Genomic DNA, 18,134 nt, shown 5'->3' with positions numbered 1-18,134 from the left:
TTTCATTAAATCGCAAAGAATTTGTTCTTGAAAATTTTTGGGAGTTTTTAACGATTAAATATTGCGAAAAAAGAAAATATAACTTACACTAAGAGACATAGAGAACGTTCTATTTTTTTAATCCAAAAATGAATGAGTATTCATTCAAAAATTCAAGGAGGGTTTTGCTAGTGGCTTACCAAATTAGAAAAGCGGCTGTACTCGGTTCGGGTGTAATGGGTTCGGGAATTGCAGCGCACCTTGCAAATATAGGAATCCCTGTATTATTGCTTGATATTGTTCCGCGGGAATTATCGAAGGAAGAACAGGCAAAAGGGCTGACTCTTGAAGACAAGGCGGTGCGCAATCGAATTGCAACCGGATCTATCCAGAAACTGCTCAAACAGAAACCTGCTCCATTAACTGCTAAAAAGAACCTTCAATTGATCACACCGGGAAATCTGGAAGACGATCTGGAAAAATTAAAAGATGTCGACTGGGTCATTGAAGTCATCGTCGAAAACCTTGACGTTAAAAAATCCTTATACGAAAAGATCGATGGCGTCAGAAAAGACGGCACCATCATTTCTTCAAATACATCAGGCATCAGCATCAATGCGATGGTGGAAGGGCGCTCGGAAGATTTCGGAAAGCATTTCCTGGGAACTCACTTTTTCAACCCACCGCGCTATCTGAAATTGCTGGAAGTGATTCCTGCAAAAACAACGGCTCCGGAAGTAGTGGAGTTCATGTCGACATTCGGGGAAGACAATTTAGGAAAAGGCGTCGTCATCGCTAAAGATACGCCGAACTTCATCGCAAACCGGATCGGTACTTACGGCTTGCTTGTGACTTTGCGCGAAATGATGGCGCGCGGCTACTCGATCGGAGAAGTGGACTCTGTTACCGGACCACTGATCGGCCGTCCGAAATCAGCGACATTCCGGACTTTGGATGTGGTTGGACTTGATACCTTCATGCATGTTGCCAAAAATGTCTATGACCAGACTTCAGGCGAAGAACAGAAGGTCTTTGAAGCACCTGAGTTCATGGCCAAAATGGTTGGGAACGGCTGGCTTGGAGCGAAATCGGGGCAAGGATTCTTCCTGAAGAAAGACAAAGAGATTCTGGAACTTGATCCGGAAACTTTGGAATACCGCACAGCAGGTAAATTGAAAACGCCTTCACAGGAAATGGCGAAGCAGCAAAAAGGCCTTTCCGCTAAAATGAAGACACTTGTCTACGCAGAAGACCGCACCGGTGAACTGCTTTGGAGCATCCTGGCTCCGACATTACGTTATTCAGCTGAACTGAACGGGGAAATCGCAGATGACATCGTTGCCATCGACGATGCCATGAAGTGGGGCTTTGGCTGGGAACAAGGACCGTTTGAAACCTGGGATGCCATCGGTGTCCAAAAATCAGTTGAGAAAATGAAGCAGGAAGGCCATTCAATTCCGGCATTTGTGCAGTCTTTGCTGGACAGCGGAAACGAAACCTTCTACAAAGAAGAAAATGGGGATCTTCATTTCTTCGACGGCACGAATTACCAGCCGGTTCCAGTCAATGAAAAAGTCATCGACTTGAAGCGTTATAAGAAAAAGCATGGCGTCATTAAATCGAATTCGGGTGCAAGCCTGATCGACTTGGGCGATGGCATTGCTTTACTTGAATTCCATTCACGTTCGAATGCCATCGGCCTGGATATCATGCAGATGATCAATTATGCAGTCGACGAAGTGGAGAAGAACTTCAAAGGGCTTGTCATCGGCAACCAGGGCAAGAACTTCTGTGTAGGCGCTAACCTCGGCATGATCCTGATGGAAGCACAGGACGACAATATTTTCGAACTTGATTTCACGATTAAGACTTTCCAAAATGCCATGATGAAAATCAAATACAGCAATAAACCAGTAGTAGCAGCACCATTCGGCATGTCGCTCGGCGGCGGTGCGGAAGTGGCATTGCCGGCAGCACATATCCAGGCTTCGATGGAAACCTATATGGGCTTAGTGGAAGCAGGCGTAGGGCTTATCCCTGGCGGCGGCGGAAACAAAGAATTGTATATGAAGCAATTGAAAGGTCTGCCAAATGGTGTGACAGTGGATTACCAGAACATCGCCAGCAAAGTATTCGAATCGATTGCGATGGCAAAAGTATCGACATCGGCAGAAGAAGCCCGTGAAAATAACTTCCTGAATTTCGTGGACGGCATCAGCGTCAACAGCGACCATCTGATCTACGATGCAAAACAGGCGGCTCTTTCGCTTTACGAAACCGGTTATCAGGCACCTCTACGTGAAAAAGTACCCGTTACCGGTGAACCTGGCTACGCAACCTTGTTATTGGGCGCGGAAGGTATGTTCATTTCCGGCTATATCACTGAATATGATTTGAAAATCGCTAAAAAATTGGCGTTTGTCCTATCAGGCGGGAAAGTTCCATATGGCACGAAAGTGGATGAGCAGTACCTGCTTGACCTTGAACGCCAGGCATTCTTAAGTCTCGTGGCAGAACCGAAAACCCAGCAGCGCATGCAGCATATGCTGGTCAAAGGAAAACCATTACGTAATTAATCGTTGATCATAAAAGGGGGAACTACACATGCGTGAAGCAGTAATCGTGGCCAGTGCTCGGACACCGGTCGGAAAAGCGGGAAAAGGTTCTTTAGCGACTGTACGTCCGGATGATTTCGGCGCATTGGTCGTTAGGGAAGCGCTACAGCGGGCTGGCGGATATGATGGACCGATAGATGATTTGATCATGGGGTGTGCGATGCCGGAAGCAGAACAGGGCATGAATATCGCCCGCAATATCGGAGCACTTGCAGGATTGCCGGATACGGTATCAGCCGTTACCGTCAACCGCTTCTGTTCATCAGGCCTTCAGTCGATCGCCTATGCAGCAGAACGCATTATGGTGGGATCAGCAGAAGCGATCATCGCCGGCGGTGTGGAATCGATGAGCATGGTGCCGATGATGGGCAATGTCATCCGCCCGAATGCGAAATTGGCCGAAACAGCACCTCAGTATTATATGAGCATGGGGCATACCGCAGAACAGGTCGCTACGCAATACGGCGTCAGCCGTGAAGACCAGGATGCATTTTCTGTCCGCTCGCATGAAAAAGCAGCAGCAGCCATTGCAGCCGGAAACTTCGATGAAGAGATTATTCCGGTTGAAGTGACGAAACGCTATGTAGATGACAACAATAAATATCAGGAGAAATCGTCTATGTTCGAAATGGATGAAGGCGTCCGCCACGGAACCAGCATCCAGACTTTGAACAAATTGCGTTCCGCATTCTCGGCACGCGGAACCGTTACCGCCGGAAACTCATCGCAAACGTCTGACGGCGCCGGTGCATTGCTGGTCATGGACCGTGAAAAAGCGGAATCCCTCGGGCTGAAGCCGATCGCTAAGTTCCGTTCATTCGCAACAGGCGGTGTACCACCGGAAGTCATGGGCATCGGACCTGTCGTCGCTATCCCGAAAGCCTTAAAATTAGCCGGATTGACGATTGAGGATATCGACGTATGGGAACTGAATGAAGCATTTGCTTCCCAGTCGCTCGGCGTTATCCGCGAGCTTGGCCTGGACATCGACAAAGTCAACTTCAACGGAGGAGCCATTGCACTGGGCCATCCGCTGGGTGCGACAGGCTCGATCCTGACAATCCGCATGATGAGTGAATTGAAGCGCCAAGGCAAGCAGTTCGGCGTTGTTACGATGTGTATCGGTGGAGGAATGGGTGCAGCAGGCGTCTTTGAAATGTTGTAGAAATAGATTTTAGGAATTAAAGAGTAGAGTAGGTCTGAAGAAATCGCTTCAGGCGGAACTGGTTTGCGGAATATCCACAACACCTTAAGCTCATAATAAAACATTAACTCAACATATAGTAAGCAATTACAAAATAGGAGGAATACAAAATGGAACAATCAAAAACATTGATCAAAGGCGGCAGTTTCTTAATTGAAGAGGCGGATCTGTCACGTGTGTTCACACCGGAAGATTTCACGGAAGAGCAAAAAATGATCGCGAAGACCACTGAGGATTACGTCAACACGGAAGTGATGCCGGTTGTCGAAAACTTGGAAAACCATGAATTCGAACATTCCGTCCGTCTATTGAAAACGGCTGGAGAGCTTGGGCTTCTTGGTGCTGACGTACCGGAACAATACGGCGGACTTGGATTGGACAAAATCGCTTCAGCATTGATCGCTGAAAAAATGTCGAAAGCAGGAGGATTCTCGATCACTCACGGCGCCCACGTCGGAATCGGTTCATTGCCGATCGTTCTTTTCGGGAACGAAGAGCAAAAACAAAGCTATCTGCCACGATTAGCTTCTGGCGAAATGATTGCAGCTTATGCTTTGACTGAGCCAAGCTCAGGATCGGATGCATTAGGAGCGAAGACAGTTGCCAAGCTGAACGAAGCAGGCACACATTATGTATTGAACGGTGAAAAGCAATGGATCACCAATGCTGGGTTTGCTGATGTATTCGTAGTCTATGCAAAAATCGACGGAGACAAATTCTCTGCCTTTATCGTAGAGCGCGAATTCCCAGGTGTTTCTGTAGGACCGGAAGAAAAGAAAATGGGCATCAAATCATCTTCCACACGGACATTGATCCTGCAGGATGCTGAAGTACCTGTCGAAAACCTATTGGGCGAAGCTGGGCGTGGACATATCATCGCGTTCAACATCCTTAACATCGGCCGCTACAAATTGGGAGTGGGTACAATCGGAGCTTCCAAGCGCGCAATGGAATTGACGATCCCTTATACGAACCAGCGCCAACAGTTCAAGACACCGATCTCTTCATTCAACTTGACTCGTGAGAAATTGGCCACGATGGCTTCTAAATTATATGCAGTTGAAAGCTCTGTTTACCGTACTGTTGGATTGTTCGAAGACCGCATGAGCGGATTTACGGATGAGCAGCATGCAGACGGTAAATTAGTGGCTGACTCCATCGCTGAATTTGCAGTGGAATGTTCACTCAATAAATTCTTCGGTACGGAAACATTGGACTATATTGTGGATGAAGGCGTACAGTTGCATGGCGGCTACGGCTTTATGCAGGAATACGAAATCGAGCGCATCTACCGCGATTCACGCATCAACCGTATTTTTGAAGGAACCAACGAAATCAACCGCTTGCTTGTTCCAGGAACGCTTTTGCGTAAAGCGATGAAAGGCGAATTGCCATTATTGCAACATGCACAGCAGCTTCAGGAAGAGCTATTGATGATGATGCCGGAAGAAGTCGGCACCGAAGCGTTGGCTCAAGAGAAATACCTGGTGAAAAATGCGAAGAAAATCGCATTGCTGGCAGCTGGGCTTGCAGCTCAGACTTACGGCACGAAACTGGAAGCAGAGCAGGAAGTGCTTGTTAACATCGCAGACATTGTCAGCAACGTCTTTGCCATGGAATCAGTAGTCTTGCGTACTGAAAAAGCGATTGCTGCATCAGGCGAGGAAAAAGCCAAGCAAAAACTGCTATATACGCAAATCTATTGCCAGGAAGCATTCGATCAAATCGAAAAAGATGCGAAAGAAACATTGATTGCTGCCATCGAAGGCGACAACCAGCGAATGATGCTTTCTGCATTGCGCAAACTGACTCGTTCAACGCCTTACAACGTAATTGCGAAAAAACGTGAAGCGGCTGTCAAGCTGATCGATGTCGAAAAATACATCGTTTAATGAATAGTGGAAAACAGGCAAGCCCAGCTTTATCGGGTTTGCCTGTTTTTTTAGTCGTCGACCGAAGGCCTTCTTTTTGGTAAGCTTAGAAAAAAGGGAGGGAATAACGTGATTACTTATTATGCATACCCCAAATGTACAACTTGCCGGAAAGCAAAAAGCTGGCTGAACCAAAATGGTGTAGAATACAACGAAATACATATTGCAGAAAACCCGCCGACAAAAGAACAGTTGACGGAAATCCATCAGGCAAGCGGTTTGGAATTGAAAAAGTTCTTCAATACAAGCGGATTGGTTTACCGTTCGCTTGGACTCAAAGAAAAGCTGTCAAACATGTCCGAAGAACAGCAGTTGGAGCTTCTGGCTTCAGATGGCATGCTGATCAAACGTCCATTGGCGTGGGATGGCGAAACTGTGACACTCGGGTTTAAGGAAGCGGATTACCAAAATAGCTGGCTGTAAGAGAATTGTGTCATCTTGTATTTCGCAGCCGTTTATGTCAAACTGAATCTGAATGAACTACATAATTTGGAGGGGTCAAGATGAGCACACCAGAAGAACTTCGTTATTCAAAAGAACATGAATGGGTCAAAATCGAAGATGGCAATGCGCGTATCGGAATTACTCATTTCGCACAGGCTGAATTGGGGGATATCGTTTTCGTTGAACTTCCACAAGTAGGCGATGAACTGAAAAAAGATCAGCCTTTCGGCAGCGTGGAATCCGTTAAGACGGTTTCGGAATTGTATGCACCAATCAGCGGGAAAGTTGTCGAAGTTAACTCTGAGCTTGAAGACAGCCCGGAATTCGTCAACGAGTCACCTTACGAGCAGGCTTGGATGGTGGTTATCGAAGCTCCTTCAGAAGAAGAAGTCAGCGCATTGATGACAGCAGACCAATACAAAGAAATGATCAACGAGTAGTCCTGGAAAGCGCCTGTATTTTGGCGCTTTTTTTTTATGGACAGCAATTCGAAAATGCTTAATACTTAATGGAACCAAATCAGAAGGTCTGCCGATGTATAAATGGAACCAAGGGTTTTTAGGCAGCCTTTTTGTGGAATACCAAATTATAAAGGTATCTTATGTACAACAGATAGCCTCTTGTCTTTATGATTCTAAACTCGATGGGGTGAGTGTATATGGGGAAGGTGATCGTGGTGGAAGGGATCAGCGATAAATCGAGGATTGCACCTCTCATTGCAGAACCCGTGACGATTCTTTGCACAAATGGTACAGTTAGTGTATCGAGACTTGAAGAATTATTGCTGCCATACGAAGGTCAGGACATCATCATATTAGTGGATGCAGACTCTTCAGGAGAAAAATTACGGAAGCTGGTCAAACGCGAGTTTCCCGAAGCCCGGCATTTCTATGTCAACCGGAGCTACAGGGAAGTCGCGAAAACCCCGCTTCGTATCCTGAAGGACGTGCTCATCTCAGCGAATGTCCAGGTCAATAAGCTATTGATAGAGGGATGAAGAAGATGAAGGAATGGACTCATAAAGAATGGATCAAAGAAAAGAACACTAAACGGATCACTGCATTTTATTTATATACGCCGATGTGCGGAACCTGCCAAGTGGCATCTAAAATGCTGTCAGTCGTCACAGAGCTGTTGCCTGATCTGCAGATAGGCAAAGCGAACTTGAATTACGTACAGGAAATTGCGGGTTTATATGAAGTGGAAAGCGTGCCATGCTTGCTGATTACAGAGGATGGCAAGTTGAAAGAAAAAATATATGCTTTCCAATCAGTTCCTTATTTATATGGCAAGTTAAAATCTGTTGACGAATATAGCCGGTCGTGGTAAATTGAATTTCTGATCAAATAATTTCATATCGAAACTCTTATTAAGAGTGGTGGAGGGAAGTGCCCTATGAAGCCCGGCAACCGTCATGAAAATGAAATGGTGCCAAATCACACGAAGCGAAAGCTTTGGAAGATGAGAGATTGGTTTTCGTATAATATACGTTTGCCCTTCTGCTCAGTTATGCGCGGAAGGGCTTTTATTTTTAGGATTCAGGGGTGTTCAACGAATGATTGAGTTAACAAAAGTGACAAAAAAGTTCGACACAGGAAAAGCGGTCCTTACGGCTGTGGACCAAGTCGATTTATCTATTGCAGATGGAGAAATATTCGGCATCATCGGATACAGTGGCGCCGGTAAAAGTACATTGATTCGTTTGTTGAATGGCTTGGAAAAGCCGACTTCAGGTACAGTGGAAATCAATGGCAAGGTGATTACCTCCATCAAAGGCGGGGAATTGAGAAAGGCCCGCCAAAAGGTCAGCATGATTTTCCAGCATTTTAATCTGCTGTGGTCCCGTACCGTCAAAGAAAATATTGAATTTCCGCTTGAAATTGCTGGAGTGTCGAAACAACAGCGCGGAAAGCGGGTTCAGGAACTGATCGAGCTGGTCGGCTTGGCCGGGCGTGAACATGCCTATCCATCCGAACTTTCAGGTGGCCAGAAACAGCGTGTCGGCATTGCCCGTGCGCTGGCAAACGATCCGGAGGTCCTGTTATGTGATGAAGCGACGTCAGCACTTGATCCGGAAACCACAGATGCCATCCTGGATTTGCTGGTGGACATCAATAAACGATTGGGATTGACGATTGTTCTGATTACGCACGAAATGCATGTCATCCGCAAGATTTGCCACCGTGTGGCGGTCATGGAAGGCGGGCGGGTAGTTGAACTTGGCGATGTCCTCAATGTCTTCCAATCACCGAAAGAAGAAATTACGAAGCGTTTTGTTGCACAGGTGACCGATTCCGGAGATTCTGAAGAAACCATCAAAAATCTCCGGGAGCTATATCCTACAGGCGAACTGGTGAAATTGGTTTTTGTCGGCGAGCAGACTGAACAACCGATTCTGACGAAATTGATCCGTACCCATGCTGTGGATGTCAATATTGTCCAAGGCAATATCTCACATACCCAGCGCGGAGCATATGGCACATTAATTTTACAGCTGAAGGGTTCTTCAGCAGAAATTGAAGAAGCACTGGCATTTCTTCGCACGGAAGATGTTCAGGCGGAGGTGATGCACAATGATTGATTCTTTATTTCCGAATGTAGATTGGGACAGCATGTGGGAAGCAACACTTGAAACCCTCTATATGACAGCATTATCAACTGTGTTTACGTTTGCAATCGGTTTGGCTCTGGGAATCGTATTGTTTTTGACGGCGCCGAAACAATTGTGGGCCAATAAAGTGGTCAATTGGCTGACAGGAGCGTTCGTCAATATATTCCGTTCGATTCCTTTTATCATCCTGATCATTCTTTTAATTCCTTTCACTTTATTCCTGATGGGCTCGATTCGGGGACCGAATGCGGCTTTGCCCGCCTTGATCATCGGCTCGGCTCCGTTCTACGCTCGCATGGTACTTATTGCATTGAAGGAAATTGATAAAGGGGTCATCGAAGCGGCCCGCTCAATGGGTGCGACGACGGGCACCATCATCTGGAAAGTCCTGTTGCCGGAATCGAAACCGGCGTTGATTTCCGGTATTACGGTAACAGCCATTGCACTCGTTGGCTATACGGCTATGGCAGGCATTATTGGTGCTGGCGGTCTTGGGACATTAGCTTTCCTGGATGGCTTCCAGCGCAGCCGTGAAGACGTTACGTTGATGGCGACGATCTTAATTCTGATCATCGTCTTCGTAATCCAATATATCGGCGATCTAGCCACTACAAAAGCAGATAAACGGTAACAGCGGATTTTTCCGTCCTATATATAAAACACATCATAAGGGAGAGATTGAACATGAAGAAATTTGTAGTAGGAACAGCATTGACGGCTTTGGTGCTTGCAGGATGCGGCAATGGCGGAGCAAGTGAAGAAGAATCCCAAACATTGCGCGTAGGGGCTTCCAACGTGCCGCACGCTGAAATTTTAGAACAGGCTCAACCGATTCTTGAAGAACAGGGAATCGAACTGGAAATTGAAACCTATCAGGATTATATCCTGCCGAATGAAGATTTGGAGTCCGGCGAAATTGATGCCAACTACTTCCAACACGTTCCATATCTTACATCGCAAGTTGCGGATCATGGCTATGAGTTTGAAAACGCTGGCGGTATCCATATCGAACCAATCGGTGTCTATTCACAGGATTATGCATCTCTTGATGAGCTTCCAGAAGGCGGAACCATCCTGATGAGTAATTCGGTAGCAGACCATGGCCGTATTCTTTCTTTGCTTGAAGCTGAAGGCCTGATCACATTGGCAGAAGGCGTCGATAAGACGGCTGCTGAAGTGAGTGATGTTGTTGAAAATCCGAAAAATCTTCAGTTTGATGCTGACTACGAAGCAGCTTTGCTGGTTCAGATGTATGAAGCTGGAGAAGGCGATGCAGTATTGATCAACTCGAACTACGCAATTGATGCAGGCATCAGCCCATTGGAAGATTCAATTGCACTTGAATCATCAGATTCGCCGTATGTAAACATTATTGCCGTACGCGCGGGTGACGAAGAAAACGAAAACATTACTGCCTTGGTCGAAGTATTAAAATCTCAGGAAATCCAGGATTTCATCTTGGAAGAGTGGGGCGGTTCAGTAGTACCAGTAGACTGAGTAGAAAAGCATCCTTTTGGATGCTTTTTTATTTTTGTCTAAATAATAGAAATATTTCGCGTTTTATTGTATACCTTACATTCAAGGAAAGTCTGTGCTACTTTTGAATAATAAAAAAGAAGCATTTGTTCACATGAGGAGGACATATTTATGAAGTTCAATTTTGGTTTATTGCCGCGCATTGTGGTAGCGATTATTTTGGGAGTGCTTATTGGCTTGGTGGCACCAGAAGCTTTAGTGCGTGTATTTGCAACATTTACGACGATTTTCGGTAACTTCTTGAACTTTGTCGTGCCGTTGATTATTCTGGGATTCATTGCGCCGGGGATTGCAAAATTAGGCAAAGGCTCGGGCAAACTGCTGGGTATGGCTACCGGTGTTGCCTATGCATCCACTGTTACAGCTGGGGTTTTCGCGTTTTTCGTAGCAACAACAGTGTTTCCTAATTTTATGCAATCTGGATCTTTGAGCAGTTTGGAAGACCCGGAACACGCTTTGGCGACAACGTTTATTGCCCTTGATATGCCACCAGTTTTTGGTGTCATGTCTGCGCTGATTTTGGCTTTTCTTTTAGGGATCGGAATGGCCTCTACAGGAAGCAAGACCATGTTGTCGTTTTTCGATGAGTTCCAAGCGATCATTGAGAAGACAATTTCTTACATCATTATTCCTTTATTGCCGTTTCATATCTTCGGTATTTTTGCCAATATGGCATATGGCGGTGCAGTATTTGAAATCCTATCATTGTTCGGAATCGTCTTTGTAATGATCATCATCCTTCATTGGGCTATGCTGCTGCTTCAGTATTCAGCGGCAGGAGCTTTAAAAGGGAAAAACCCATTGGTGATCCTGAAAACAATGATGCCGGCTTATTTTACAGCCTTGGGAACTCAGTCTTCTGCGGCGACAATTCCTGTCACTTTGCGGCAGGCCCGCAAATCCGGTGCTAACGAGCGCGTCGCGGACTTTACGGTTCCATTATTTGCGACGATTCATTTGTCAGGCAGTACGATTACCCTGGTTTCATGTGCTATTGGTGTAGTATTGCTGACAGGCGGAATGCCCACTTTCGGAAGTTTCTTCCCGTTCATTTTAATGTTGGGTGTCACCATGATTGCAGCTCCGGGAGTCCCGGGTGGCGCTGTCATGGCGGCAATTGGTCTGCTTGAAATTATGCTCGGTTTCGATCCGACAATGGTCGCTCTTATGATCGCACTTTACATGGCTCAGGACAGTTTCGGTACGGCAGCGAATGTCACCGGTGATGGTGCATTGGCGCATATTGTCGACCGTTTTACAAATGGACGCAAAAGTATTGAATAATTAAACGATTTTGTAAATTACAACTTTTCCCAAATGTCTATTCTATTGGTAATTTCTGTGCTATTATAGCGAAGATATTACACAACAGGGGGAAAAATCATGAAAAAATTATGGGCAATTGGTTTATCGGCAACCGTTTTATTGGCGGCGTGCGGAGCGGAGGAATCAGCTGAGCCAGCGGAAGCAACAACTGGTGCAGAGGGTTCTGAAGACAACAAAGAAGTAAAAAGGGAATTGATGAAATTCTATATGTCCATTCCAAATGCCATCAATGCAGTAGATGGGGATCTAAATACATTTGAAATGAATCAGGCAGAAGGCACGTTGCCGGAAGGTGAAGAATTGCAGGCGATGAAAGACGCAGCAATCACTTCTGCAAATGAAGCGGCAGGAGCAGTAGATGCACTGGAGATTCCGGAGGTATTGGAAGATCAAAAAGAACAAATCGAAACAGCATTTGCTTCTATTCGTGAATCTTATGAGATAAAAGCCGAGGAATTGACAAAAGATGCGTCATTTGAAGCTGCTGATGTGAAGTTCAGCGAAGCGGATGCACAATTGAACGAGTTACTGGAAGAGCAGGATTTGGCTGCATCCAGCATCTATAACGAAGTTTCACAATGATAAATGACCCTTCTGACTGAACGTTGTCAGAGGGGTCATTTATTGTACGGATATACGACAATAGTTCTATTTTCAGACTAGTTAGATTATTTTTATGTTTATCTGCCATTCAATGGGGTATAATAAAAAAGTAATCTTAAAAATTACAAGTTTGAAAGGAATGGTTCAATATCGAATCGAACGGAATTGAAAAGACGGAGAAAATGGAACAAGCATTCAGAAACGCACATGGTTTCGGAATTGACGAGTATCAAAATGACCCTGGTAAAATACTTGAAGTAGAACAGCGCCGTGAACAGGATTATCAGCTAGGCCAAAAAGTAGCCAGCCAAATCGAACGGCAGGTTCATCGAGACTGATTATAAATATAAAAACGGAGCCAGCATCCTCGGATGCTGGTTTTTCAATGATATGAATTCTCAATTAGCAATCTTTTATTGAAAATATGAATCCATGACAGTTATCATATCAAGCTTTTACAAAATAGTAAGGAATCCAGTATTCTAAAATGTTTTGAGCCAGCTTTTGAAGCGGTTTAATGATTTGCCAGTAAGGTGAATATGCGTTAAGATTAGAATGATACTAATTAAGAATGGTTTGCCATTCAACATTAACTTTATGGAGGTATTTACATGTCAACTTTGGTCATTAAAGATTTACACGTTAAAATCGAAGACAAAGAGATTTTAAAAGGTGTAGACTTAACAATTAATACAGGTGAAATTCACGCAATCATGGGGCCTAACGGTACTGGTAAATCAACATTGGCATCAGCTATCATGGGCCATCCGAAATACGAAATCACGCAAGGATCCATCACTTTGGACGGCGAAGACGTCTTGGAGATGGAAGTCGACGAACGCGCACGCGCAGGTCTTTTCCTTGGCATGCAATACCCAAGCGAGATTTCAGGAGTGACCAATGCTGACTTTATGCGTTCTGCAATGAACGCACGACGTGAAGAAGGCGATGAAATTTCATTGATGAAATTCATCCGTGAATTGGACAGCAAAATGGAAGTTCTAGATATGGAACAGGATATGGCACAGCGTTATTTGAATGAAGGCTTCTCAGGCGGAGAAAAGAAACGCAACGAGATTCTTCAATTGATGATGATCAAACCAAAAATCGCAATTTTGGACGAAATTGACTCCGGATTGGATATTGATGCTTTGAAAGTCGTTTCAGAGGGCATCAACCAAATGAGAAGTGAAAACTTCGGCTGCCTGATCATCACTCACTACCAGCGTCTACTGAACTACATCACGCCTGACCATGTTCATGTAATGATGCAAGGACGCGTCGTTAAATCTGGCGGGGAAGAACTTTCCCACAAATTGGAATCAGAAGGCTATGACTGGATCAAAGTTGAACTTGGCATTGAAGACGAGACTGTAGGACAAGCATAATTGAAGGGAGAGACTAGCATGACGGTTGAAACAAATTTAAAAATGACCGAGCAGGACGTGCGCTCCTTTTCAGAAATGAATGGTGAACCTTCATGGTTTACTGAGCTTCGTCTTCGTTCGTTTGGTGAAGCGCAAAGCTTGCCGCTGCCAAAACCAGATAAAACAAAAATCCTTAGCTGGAATTTCACTGATTTTCCAGTTCATACGGTAGAAAGTTCGACTTTCGATTCTATGGAAGATTTAACGGAAGATGTTAAAGCCATCGTGGACCTAGAACAAAAGAACCTCTATATCCAACACAATAACACGCCTGCATTTTCACGGATTTCTGATGAGCTTGCAGCTCAAGGCGTTATTTTGACGGATATTTTTACAGCTCTACGTGAACACGGCGATTTGGTGAAAAAATACTTCATGACTAACGGTGTAAAAACCGATGAGCATAAATTGACAGCATTGAATGCTGCATTGATGAACGGCGGAGCTTTCTTATACGTTCCGAAAAATGTTGTTGTGGAAGAGCCCGTCCAAGTGGTCTTTTATCACGATGACGCTGAAGCATCATTGTTCAACCACGTGATTGTGGTTGCTGATACCAGCAGTAAAGTGACATATGTGGAGAACTATTACTCTACTGTGCCTCATGCCAATGGTTTGGCGAATATCGTTTCAGAAGTATTTGCTGAAGATAATGCGCAAATTACTTATGGTGCAGTTGATACACTGGCAGAAGGTTTCATCACGTATGTCAACCGCCGCGGTGTAGCAGCTCGTGATGCACGCATCGAATGGGCACTTGGAATGATGAATGACAGTGACACGATTTCCGAAAACACGACAAATCTGATCGGCGATAATTCTTATGGCGATACGAAGAGCGTAGTGGTTGGACGCGGAAAACAAAAACAAAACTTCACGACTAAAGTTGTCCATTGGGGCAAAGATTCCGAAGGCTTCATTTTGAAGCACGGTGTTATGAAAGATTCTTCTTCAGCCATCTTCAACGGCATTGGCAAAATCGAACACGGTGCAACAAGATCGAACGCAGTGCAGGAATCGCGTGTGTTGATGTTAAGTGAGAAAGCTCGCGGAGATGCAAACCCGATTCTTTTGATCGATGAAGACGATGTTACGGCTGGGCATGCTGCTTCAGTCGGACGTGTAGATCCGCTTCAATTGTATTACTTGATGAGCCGCGGTATCACAAAACAAGAAGCTGAACGTCTTGTTATTCACGGTTTCTTGGCACCGGTTGTTCGCGTACTGCCAATCGAAGGCGTTAAAAAGCAATTGACGGAGGTTATCGAAAGGAAAGTCCGCTGATGATCAACAAAGAGATAAAAAGCTATTTTCCGATACTCAACCAAGAAATAAATGGTAACCCACTGATTTATCTGGACAGTGCGGCAACTTCTCAAAAGCCGGTTCAAGTCATTGAGGCATTAAAGGAATATTATGAACATGATAATGCCAATGTGCACCGAGGCGTCCATACGCTCGGCAACCGTGCCACTGAAAAGTATGAAGGCGCACGTGAAAAAGTCCGTAAATTCATCAACGCCAATTCATTGGAAGAAATCATTTTCCTGCGGGGGACGACAACAGCCATTAACCTTATATCGCAAAGCTACGGAAGAGCCAATGTAGGAGAAGGCGATGAAATTGTCATCACCTATATGGAGCATCATTCCAATATTATTCCATGGCAGCAATTGGCGAAAGAACGTGGAGCCATCTTAAAATATGTTGAACTTGAAAAAGACGGTACGATTTCTTTGGAACAGGTTCGGGCGGCCGTGACGGAACGGACAAAAATTGTTTCAATGGTTTATGTCTCGAACGTTCTCGGCACAATGAACCCGGTCAAGGAAGTTGCACAGATCGCCCATGAAAATGGAGCGGTCATGGTGGTTGACGGAGCTCAGGCTGCACCTCATCTGAAAATAGATGTCCAGCAGCTTGATTGTGATTTCTTTGCATTTTCCGGACACAAAATGTGTGGACCTACTGGAATCGGTGTTCTATATGGCAAGAAGGAACTATTGAACAATATGGAGCCGGTTGAATTCGGTGGGGAAATGATCGACTTCGTCGGATTGTATGATTCGACCTGGAAAGAGCTGCCGTGGAAATTTGAAGGTGGTACACCGATTATTGCAGGTGCGGTCGGATTAGGCGCAGCGATTGATTTTCTTAACGAAATCGGCTTAAATGAAATTGAAAAGCATGAACATCAAATGGCTGCTTACGCAATGGAAAAAATGAGCACGATTGAAGGATTGGATATTTACGGTCCGGCGGATCCTCAGCTGCGGGCTGGCATCGTGACATTTAACCTGAATGATGTCCATCCGCATGATGTGGCAACTGTCCTGGATATGAGCGGCATTGCGGTTCGTGCAGGCCATCATTGCGCACAGCCTTTGATGAAATGGCTGGAAGTTTCAGCTACAGCACGCGCAAGCTTCTACTTATACAATAGCGAATCTGATGTAGACCGCTTAGTGGAAGGTCTGCGTTCGGCAAAGGAGTATTTCAACGATGTCTTCTAATAATTTAGACCAATTATACCGACGGGTTATTATGGATCATTATAAAACACCCCGAAATAAAGGGACAATTGAAGAGAACAGCGTCAATATCGAGATGAACAATCCGACCTGCGGAGATCGCATCCTGTTGACTTTACAGGTCGAAGACGGCATCGTCAAAGATGCGAAGTTTGACGGTGAAGGATGTTCGATTTCAATGGCTTCTGCTTCCATGATGACGCAGGCTGTCAAAGGACAGGAAATTGATACGGCATTAAAACTTTCCGGCATCTTTTCTGATATGATGCTTGGCAAAGAGTACGATGATTCGATTGATCTCGGTGATATTGAAGCATTGCAAGGCGTCTCTCAGTTTCCGGCCCGTATCAAATGCGCTACTTTAGCATGGAAAGCCATGGAAAAAGGCGTTCAAAACGAAGAAAAATCGTAACAGAGAACGGAGGAACGACGATGGCGAAAAAAATGCCAGAAATCGGTGATTATAAATATGGGTTCCACGACAAGGATGTCTCGGTTTTCAGATCTAAACGAGGACTGACAGAAGGAATTGTACGGGAAATTTCGAAAATTAAAGAAGAGCCGGAATGGATGTTGAATTCCCGTCTGAAAGCATTGAAATTATTCTATTCAATGCCGATGCCACAATGGGGCGGCGATTTAGGTTCATTGGACTTTGATGAAATTACGTATTACGTAAAACCATCAGAAGCAAGCCAGACTTCATGGGATGAAGTTCCTGAAGAAATCAAACGTACATTTGACAAATTAGGGATTCCAGAAGCAGAGCAGAAGTATTTGGCTGGTGTTTCAGCTCAATACGAATCTGAAGTTGTCTACCACAACATGAAAGTGGAATTGGAAGACATGGGTATCGTCTTTAAAGATACCGGTGCTGCTCTTCGTGAAAACGAAGACCTTTTCAAAGAATATTGGCAGTCCGTCATTCCGGCAGCTGACAATAAATTTGCTGCGTTGAACACGGCGGTTTGGTCTGGTGGATCTTTCATCTACGTACCAAAAGGCATCAAAGTAGAATCACCGCTTCAAGCTTACTTCCGTATCAACTCAGAAAACATGGGTCAATTTGAACGTACGCTGATCATCGTTGATGAAGGCGCAAGCGTCCATTATGTAGAAGGTTGTACAGCTCCTGTCTACACAACGAATTCACTTCACTCCGCTGTTGTTGAAATCATTGTGAAGAAAGATGCTTATTGCCGTTATACAACGATCCAAAACTGGGCAAACAACGTCTATAACCTGGTGACGAAGCGTGCATTTGTTGACGCAAACGGCACAATGGAATGGATCGATGGCAACATTGGTTCTAAATTGACGATGAAATACCCAGCTGTTTACTTGAAAGGCGAAGGCGCACGCGGCATGACTTTGTCGATCGCAATCGCTGGTAAAGGACAGCATCAGGATGCTGGAGCGAAAATGATTCACTTGGCTCCGAATACATCTTCTTCAATTGTTTCGAAATCCATTTCGAAACAAGGCGGGAAAGTTTCATACCGCGGAATCGTGCACTTTGGCCGCAAAGCTGATGGTGCCCGTTCAAACATCGAGTGTGATACATTGATTATGGATAATCAGTCTACTTCTGATACAATTCCATACAATGAAATCCTGAACGATAACGTTTCTTTGGAACACGAAGCGAAAGTTTCAAAAGTGTCTGAAGAGCAATTGTTCTACTTGATGAGCCGTGGCGTTTCGGAACAGGAAGCAACAGAAATGATCGTAATGGGCTTTATCGAGCCATTCACGAAAGAACTTCCAATGGAATATGCGGTGGAAATGAACCGTTTGATCAAGTTCGAAATGGAAGGCTCTATCGGTTAATAGATTACTGCCAAACCCTTGGTATGACTTTGTTCATGCCAAGGGTTATTTTTGTGGATTTTTATGTATATAAGTTGAACTAACGATCTTCGTGATA

18 protein-coding genes and 1 riboswitch are annotated in these 18,134 nt (G+C 44.9%); all 18 genes read left to right on the top strand.

Going from position 1 to position 18,134, the window contains the following annotated elements:
* The first annotated feature begins 170 nt into the window (after positions 1-170).
* The 18 genes from Q0785_RS15680 to sufB all read left to right on the top strand — a co-directional run bounded on the left by Q0785_RS15680 (position 171) and on the right by sufB (position 18,037).
* A complete protein-coding gene (locus Q0785_RS15680; protein WP_298831915.1) occupies positions 171-2,555 on the top strand; it encodes a 3-hydroxyacyl-CoA dehydrogenase/enoyl-CoA hydratase family protein in 2,385 nt (794 codons plus the stop codon).
* A gap of 28 nt (positions 2,556-2,583) precedes the next feature.
* The gene (locus Q0785_RS15675) at positions 2,584-3,759 is read left to right on the top strand and encodes an acetyl-CoA C-acetyltransferase (RefSeq protein ID WP_298831913.1); all 1,176 of its coding nucleotides are present in this window, start codon (positions 2,584-2,586) and stop codon (positions 3,757-3,759) included.
* Positions 3,760-3,908: 149 nt separating this feature from the next.
* Complete coding sequence (locus Q0785_RS15670) at positions 3,909-5,690, top strand: acyl-CoA dehydrogenase family protein (RefSeq protein WP_223641853.1); 1,782 nt, start codon at positions 3,909-3,911, stop codon at positions 5,688-5,690.
* Between the two features lie 108 nt (positions 5,691-5,798).
* Positions 5,799-6,152 carry an arsenate reductase family protein gene (locus Q0785_RS15665; protein ID WP_298831911.1) on the top strand — a complete coding sequence of 118 codons (354 nt, stop codon included), beginning with the start codon at positions 5,799-5,801 and terminating at the stop codon, positions 6,150-6,152.
* Positions 6,153-6,232: 80 nt separating this feature from the next.
* Positions 6,233-6,613 (top strand): glycine cleavage system protein GcvH, encoded by a 381-nt coding sequence (gene gcvH, locus Q0785_RS15660; protein WP_298831910.1) that lies wholly within the window; start codon positions 6,233-6,235, stop codon positions 6,611-6,613.
* A 218-nt stretch (positions 6,614-6,831) separates the two neighbouring features.
* Complete coding sequence (locus Q0785_RS15655; protein WP_298831908.1) at positions 6,832-7,170, top strand: toprim domain-containing protein; 339 nt, start codon at positions 6,832-6,834, stop codon at positions 7,168-7,170.
* Between the two features lie 5 nt (positions 7,171-7,175).
* Positions 7,176-7,502, top strand: coding sequence for a thioredoxin family protein (locus Q0785_RS15650; protein WP_298831906.1), 327 nt, complete (start codon positions 7,176-7,178; stop codon positions 7,500-7,502).
* A 34-nt stretch (positions 7,503-7,536) separates the two neighbouring features.
* Positions 7,537-7,641: riboswitch (SAM riboswitch) on the top strand.
* An 87-nt stretch (positions 7,642-7,728) separates the two neighbouring features.
* Entirely contained in the window at positions 7,729-8,754 is a 1,026-nt protein-coding gene (locus Q0785_RS15645; protein ID WP_298831904.1) for a methionine ABC transporter ATP-binding protein, read from the top strand.
* A complete protein-coding gene (locus tag Q0785_RS15640; RefSeq protein ID WP_298831902.1) occupies positions 8,747-9,415 on the top strand; it encodes a methionine ABC transporter permease in 669 nt (222 codons plus the stop codon). Before Q0785_RS15645 ends, Q0785_RS15640 begins: the two co-directional genes overlap by 8 nt.
* A gap of 53 nt (positions 9,416-9,468) precedes the next feature.
* A complete protein-coding gene (locus Q0785_RS15635; protein ID WP_298831900.1) occupies positions 9,469-10,281 on the top strand; it encodes a MetQ/NlpA family ABC transporter substrate-binding protein in 813 nt (270 codons plus the stop codon).
* 150 nt (positions 10,282-10,431) lie between these two features.
* On the top strand, positions 10,432-11,604 hold the full coding sequence (locus Q0785_RS15630; protein ID WP_298831898.1) for a dicarboxylate/amino acid:cation symporter: 1,173 nt from the start codon (positions 10,432-10,434) through the stop codon (positions 11,602-11,604).
* Positions 11,605-11,703: 99 nt separating this feature from the next.
* Complete coding sequence (locus Q0785_RS15625) at positions 11,704-12,228, top strand: hypothetical protein (protein ID WP_298831896.1); 525 nt, start codon at positions 11,704-11,706, stop codon at positions 12,226-12,228.
* 203 nt (positions 12,229-12,431) lie between these two features.
* A complete protein-coding gene (locus Q0785_RS15620) occupies positions 12,432-12,587 on the top strand; it encodes a hypothetical protein (RefSeq protein WP_298831893.1) in 156 nt (51 codons plus the stop codon).
* A gap of 267 nt (positions 12,588-12,854) precedes the next feature.
* Positions 12,855-13,637: a Fe-S cluster assembly ATPase SufC gene (gene sufC, locus Q0785_RS15615; protein ID WP_298832311.1), complete on the top strand. Its 783-nt coding sequence runs from the start codon at positions 12,855-12,857 to the stop codon at positions 13,635-13,637.
* 18 nt (positions 13,638-13,655) lie between these two features.
* On the top strand, positions 13,656-14,960 hold the full coding sequence (gene sufD / locus Q0785_RS15610) for a Fe-S cluster assembly protein SufD (protein ID WP_298831891.1): 1,305 nt from the start codon (positions 13,656-13,658) through the stop codon (positions 14,958-14,960).
* Positions 14,960-16,189 (top strand): cysteine desulfurase, encoded by a 1,230-nt coding sequence (locus Q0785_RS15605; protein WP_298831889.1) that lies wholly within the window; start codon positions 14,960-14,962, stop codon positions 16,187-16,189. The genes sufD and Q0785_RS15605 overlap by 1 nt, the downstream gene beginning before the upstream one ends.
* Positions 16,179-16,619, top strand: a complete 441-nt coding sequence (gene sufU, locus Q0785_RS15600; RefSeq protein ID WP_223641885.1) for a Fe-S cluster assembly sulfur transfer protein SufU — start codon at positions 16,179-16,181, stop codon at positions 16,617-16,619. Before Q0785_RS15605 ends, sufU begins: the two co-directional genes overlap by 11 nt.
* 20 nt (positions 16,620-16,639) lie before the next feature.
* Complete coding sequence (gene sufB / locus Q0785_RS15595) at positions 16,640-18,037, top strand: Fe-S cluster assembly protein SufB (protein ID WP_298831885.1); 1,398 nt, start codon at positions 16,640-16,642, stop codon at positions 18,035-18,037.
* Positions 18,038-18,134: the final 97 nt, after the last annotated feature.

Source organism: uncultured Planococcus sp., from assembly GCF_947501725.1.
Classification (GTDB): domain Bacteria; phylum Bacillota; class Bacilli; order Bacillales_A; family Planococcaceae; genus Planococcus; species Planococcus donghaensis_C.
The sequence above is the reverse complement of the archived record's forward strand: the minus strand, read 5'-3'. Positions and strand labels throughout refer to the sequence as shown.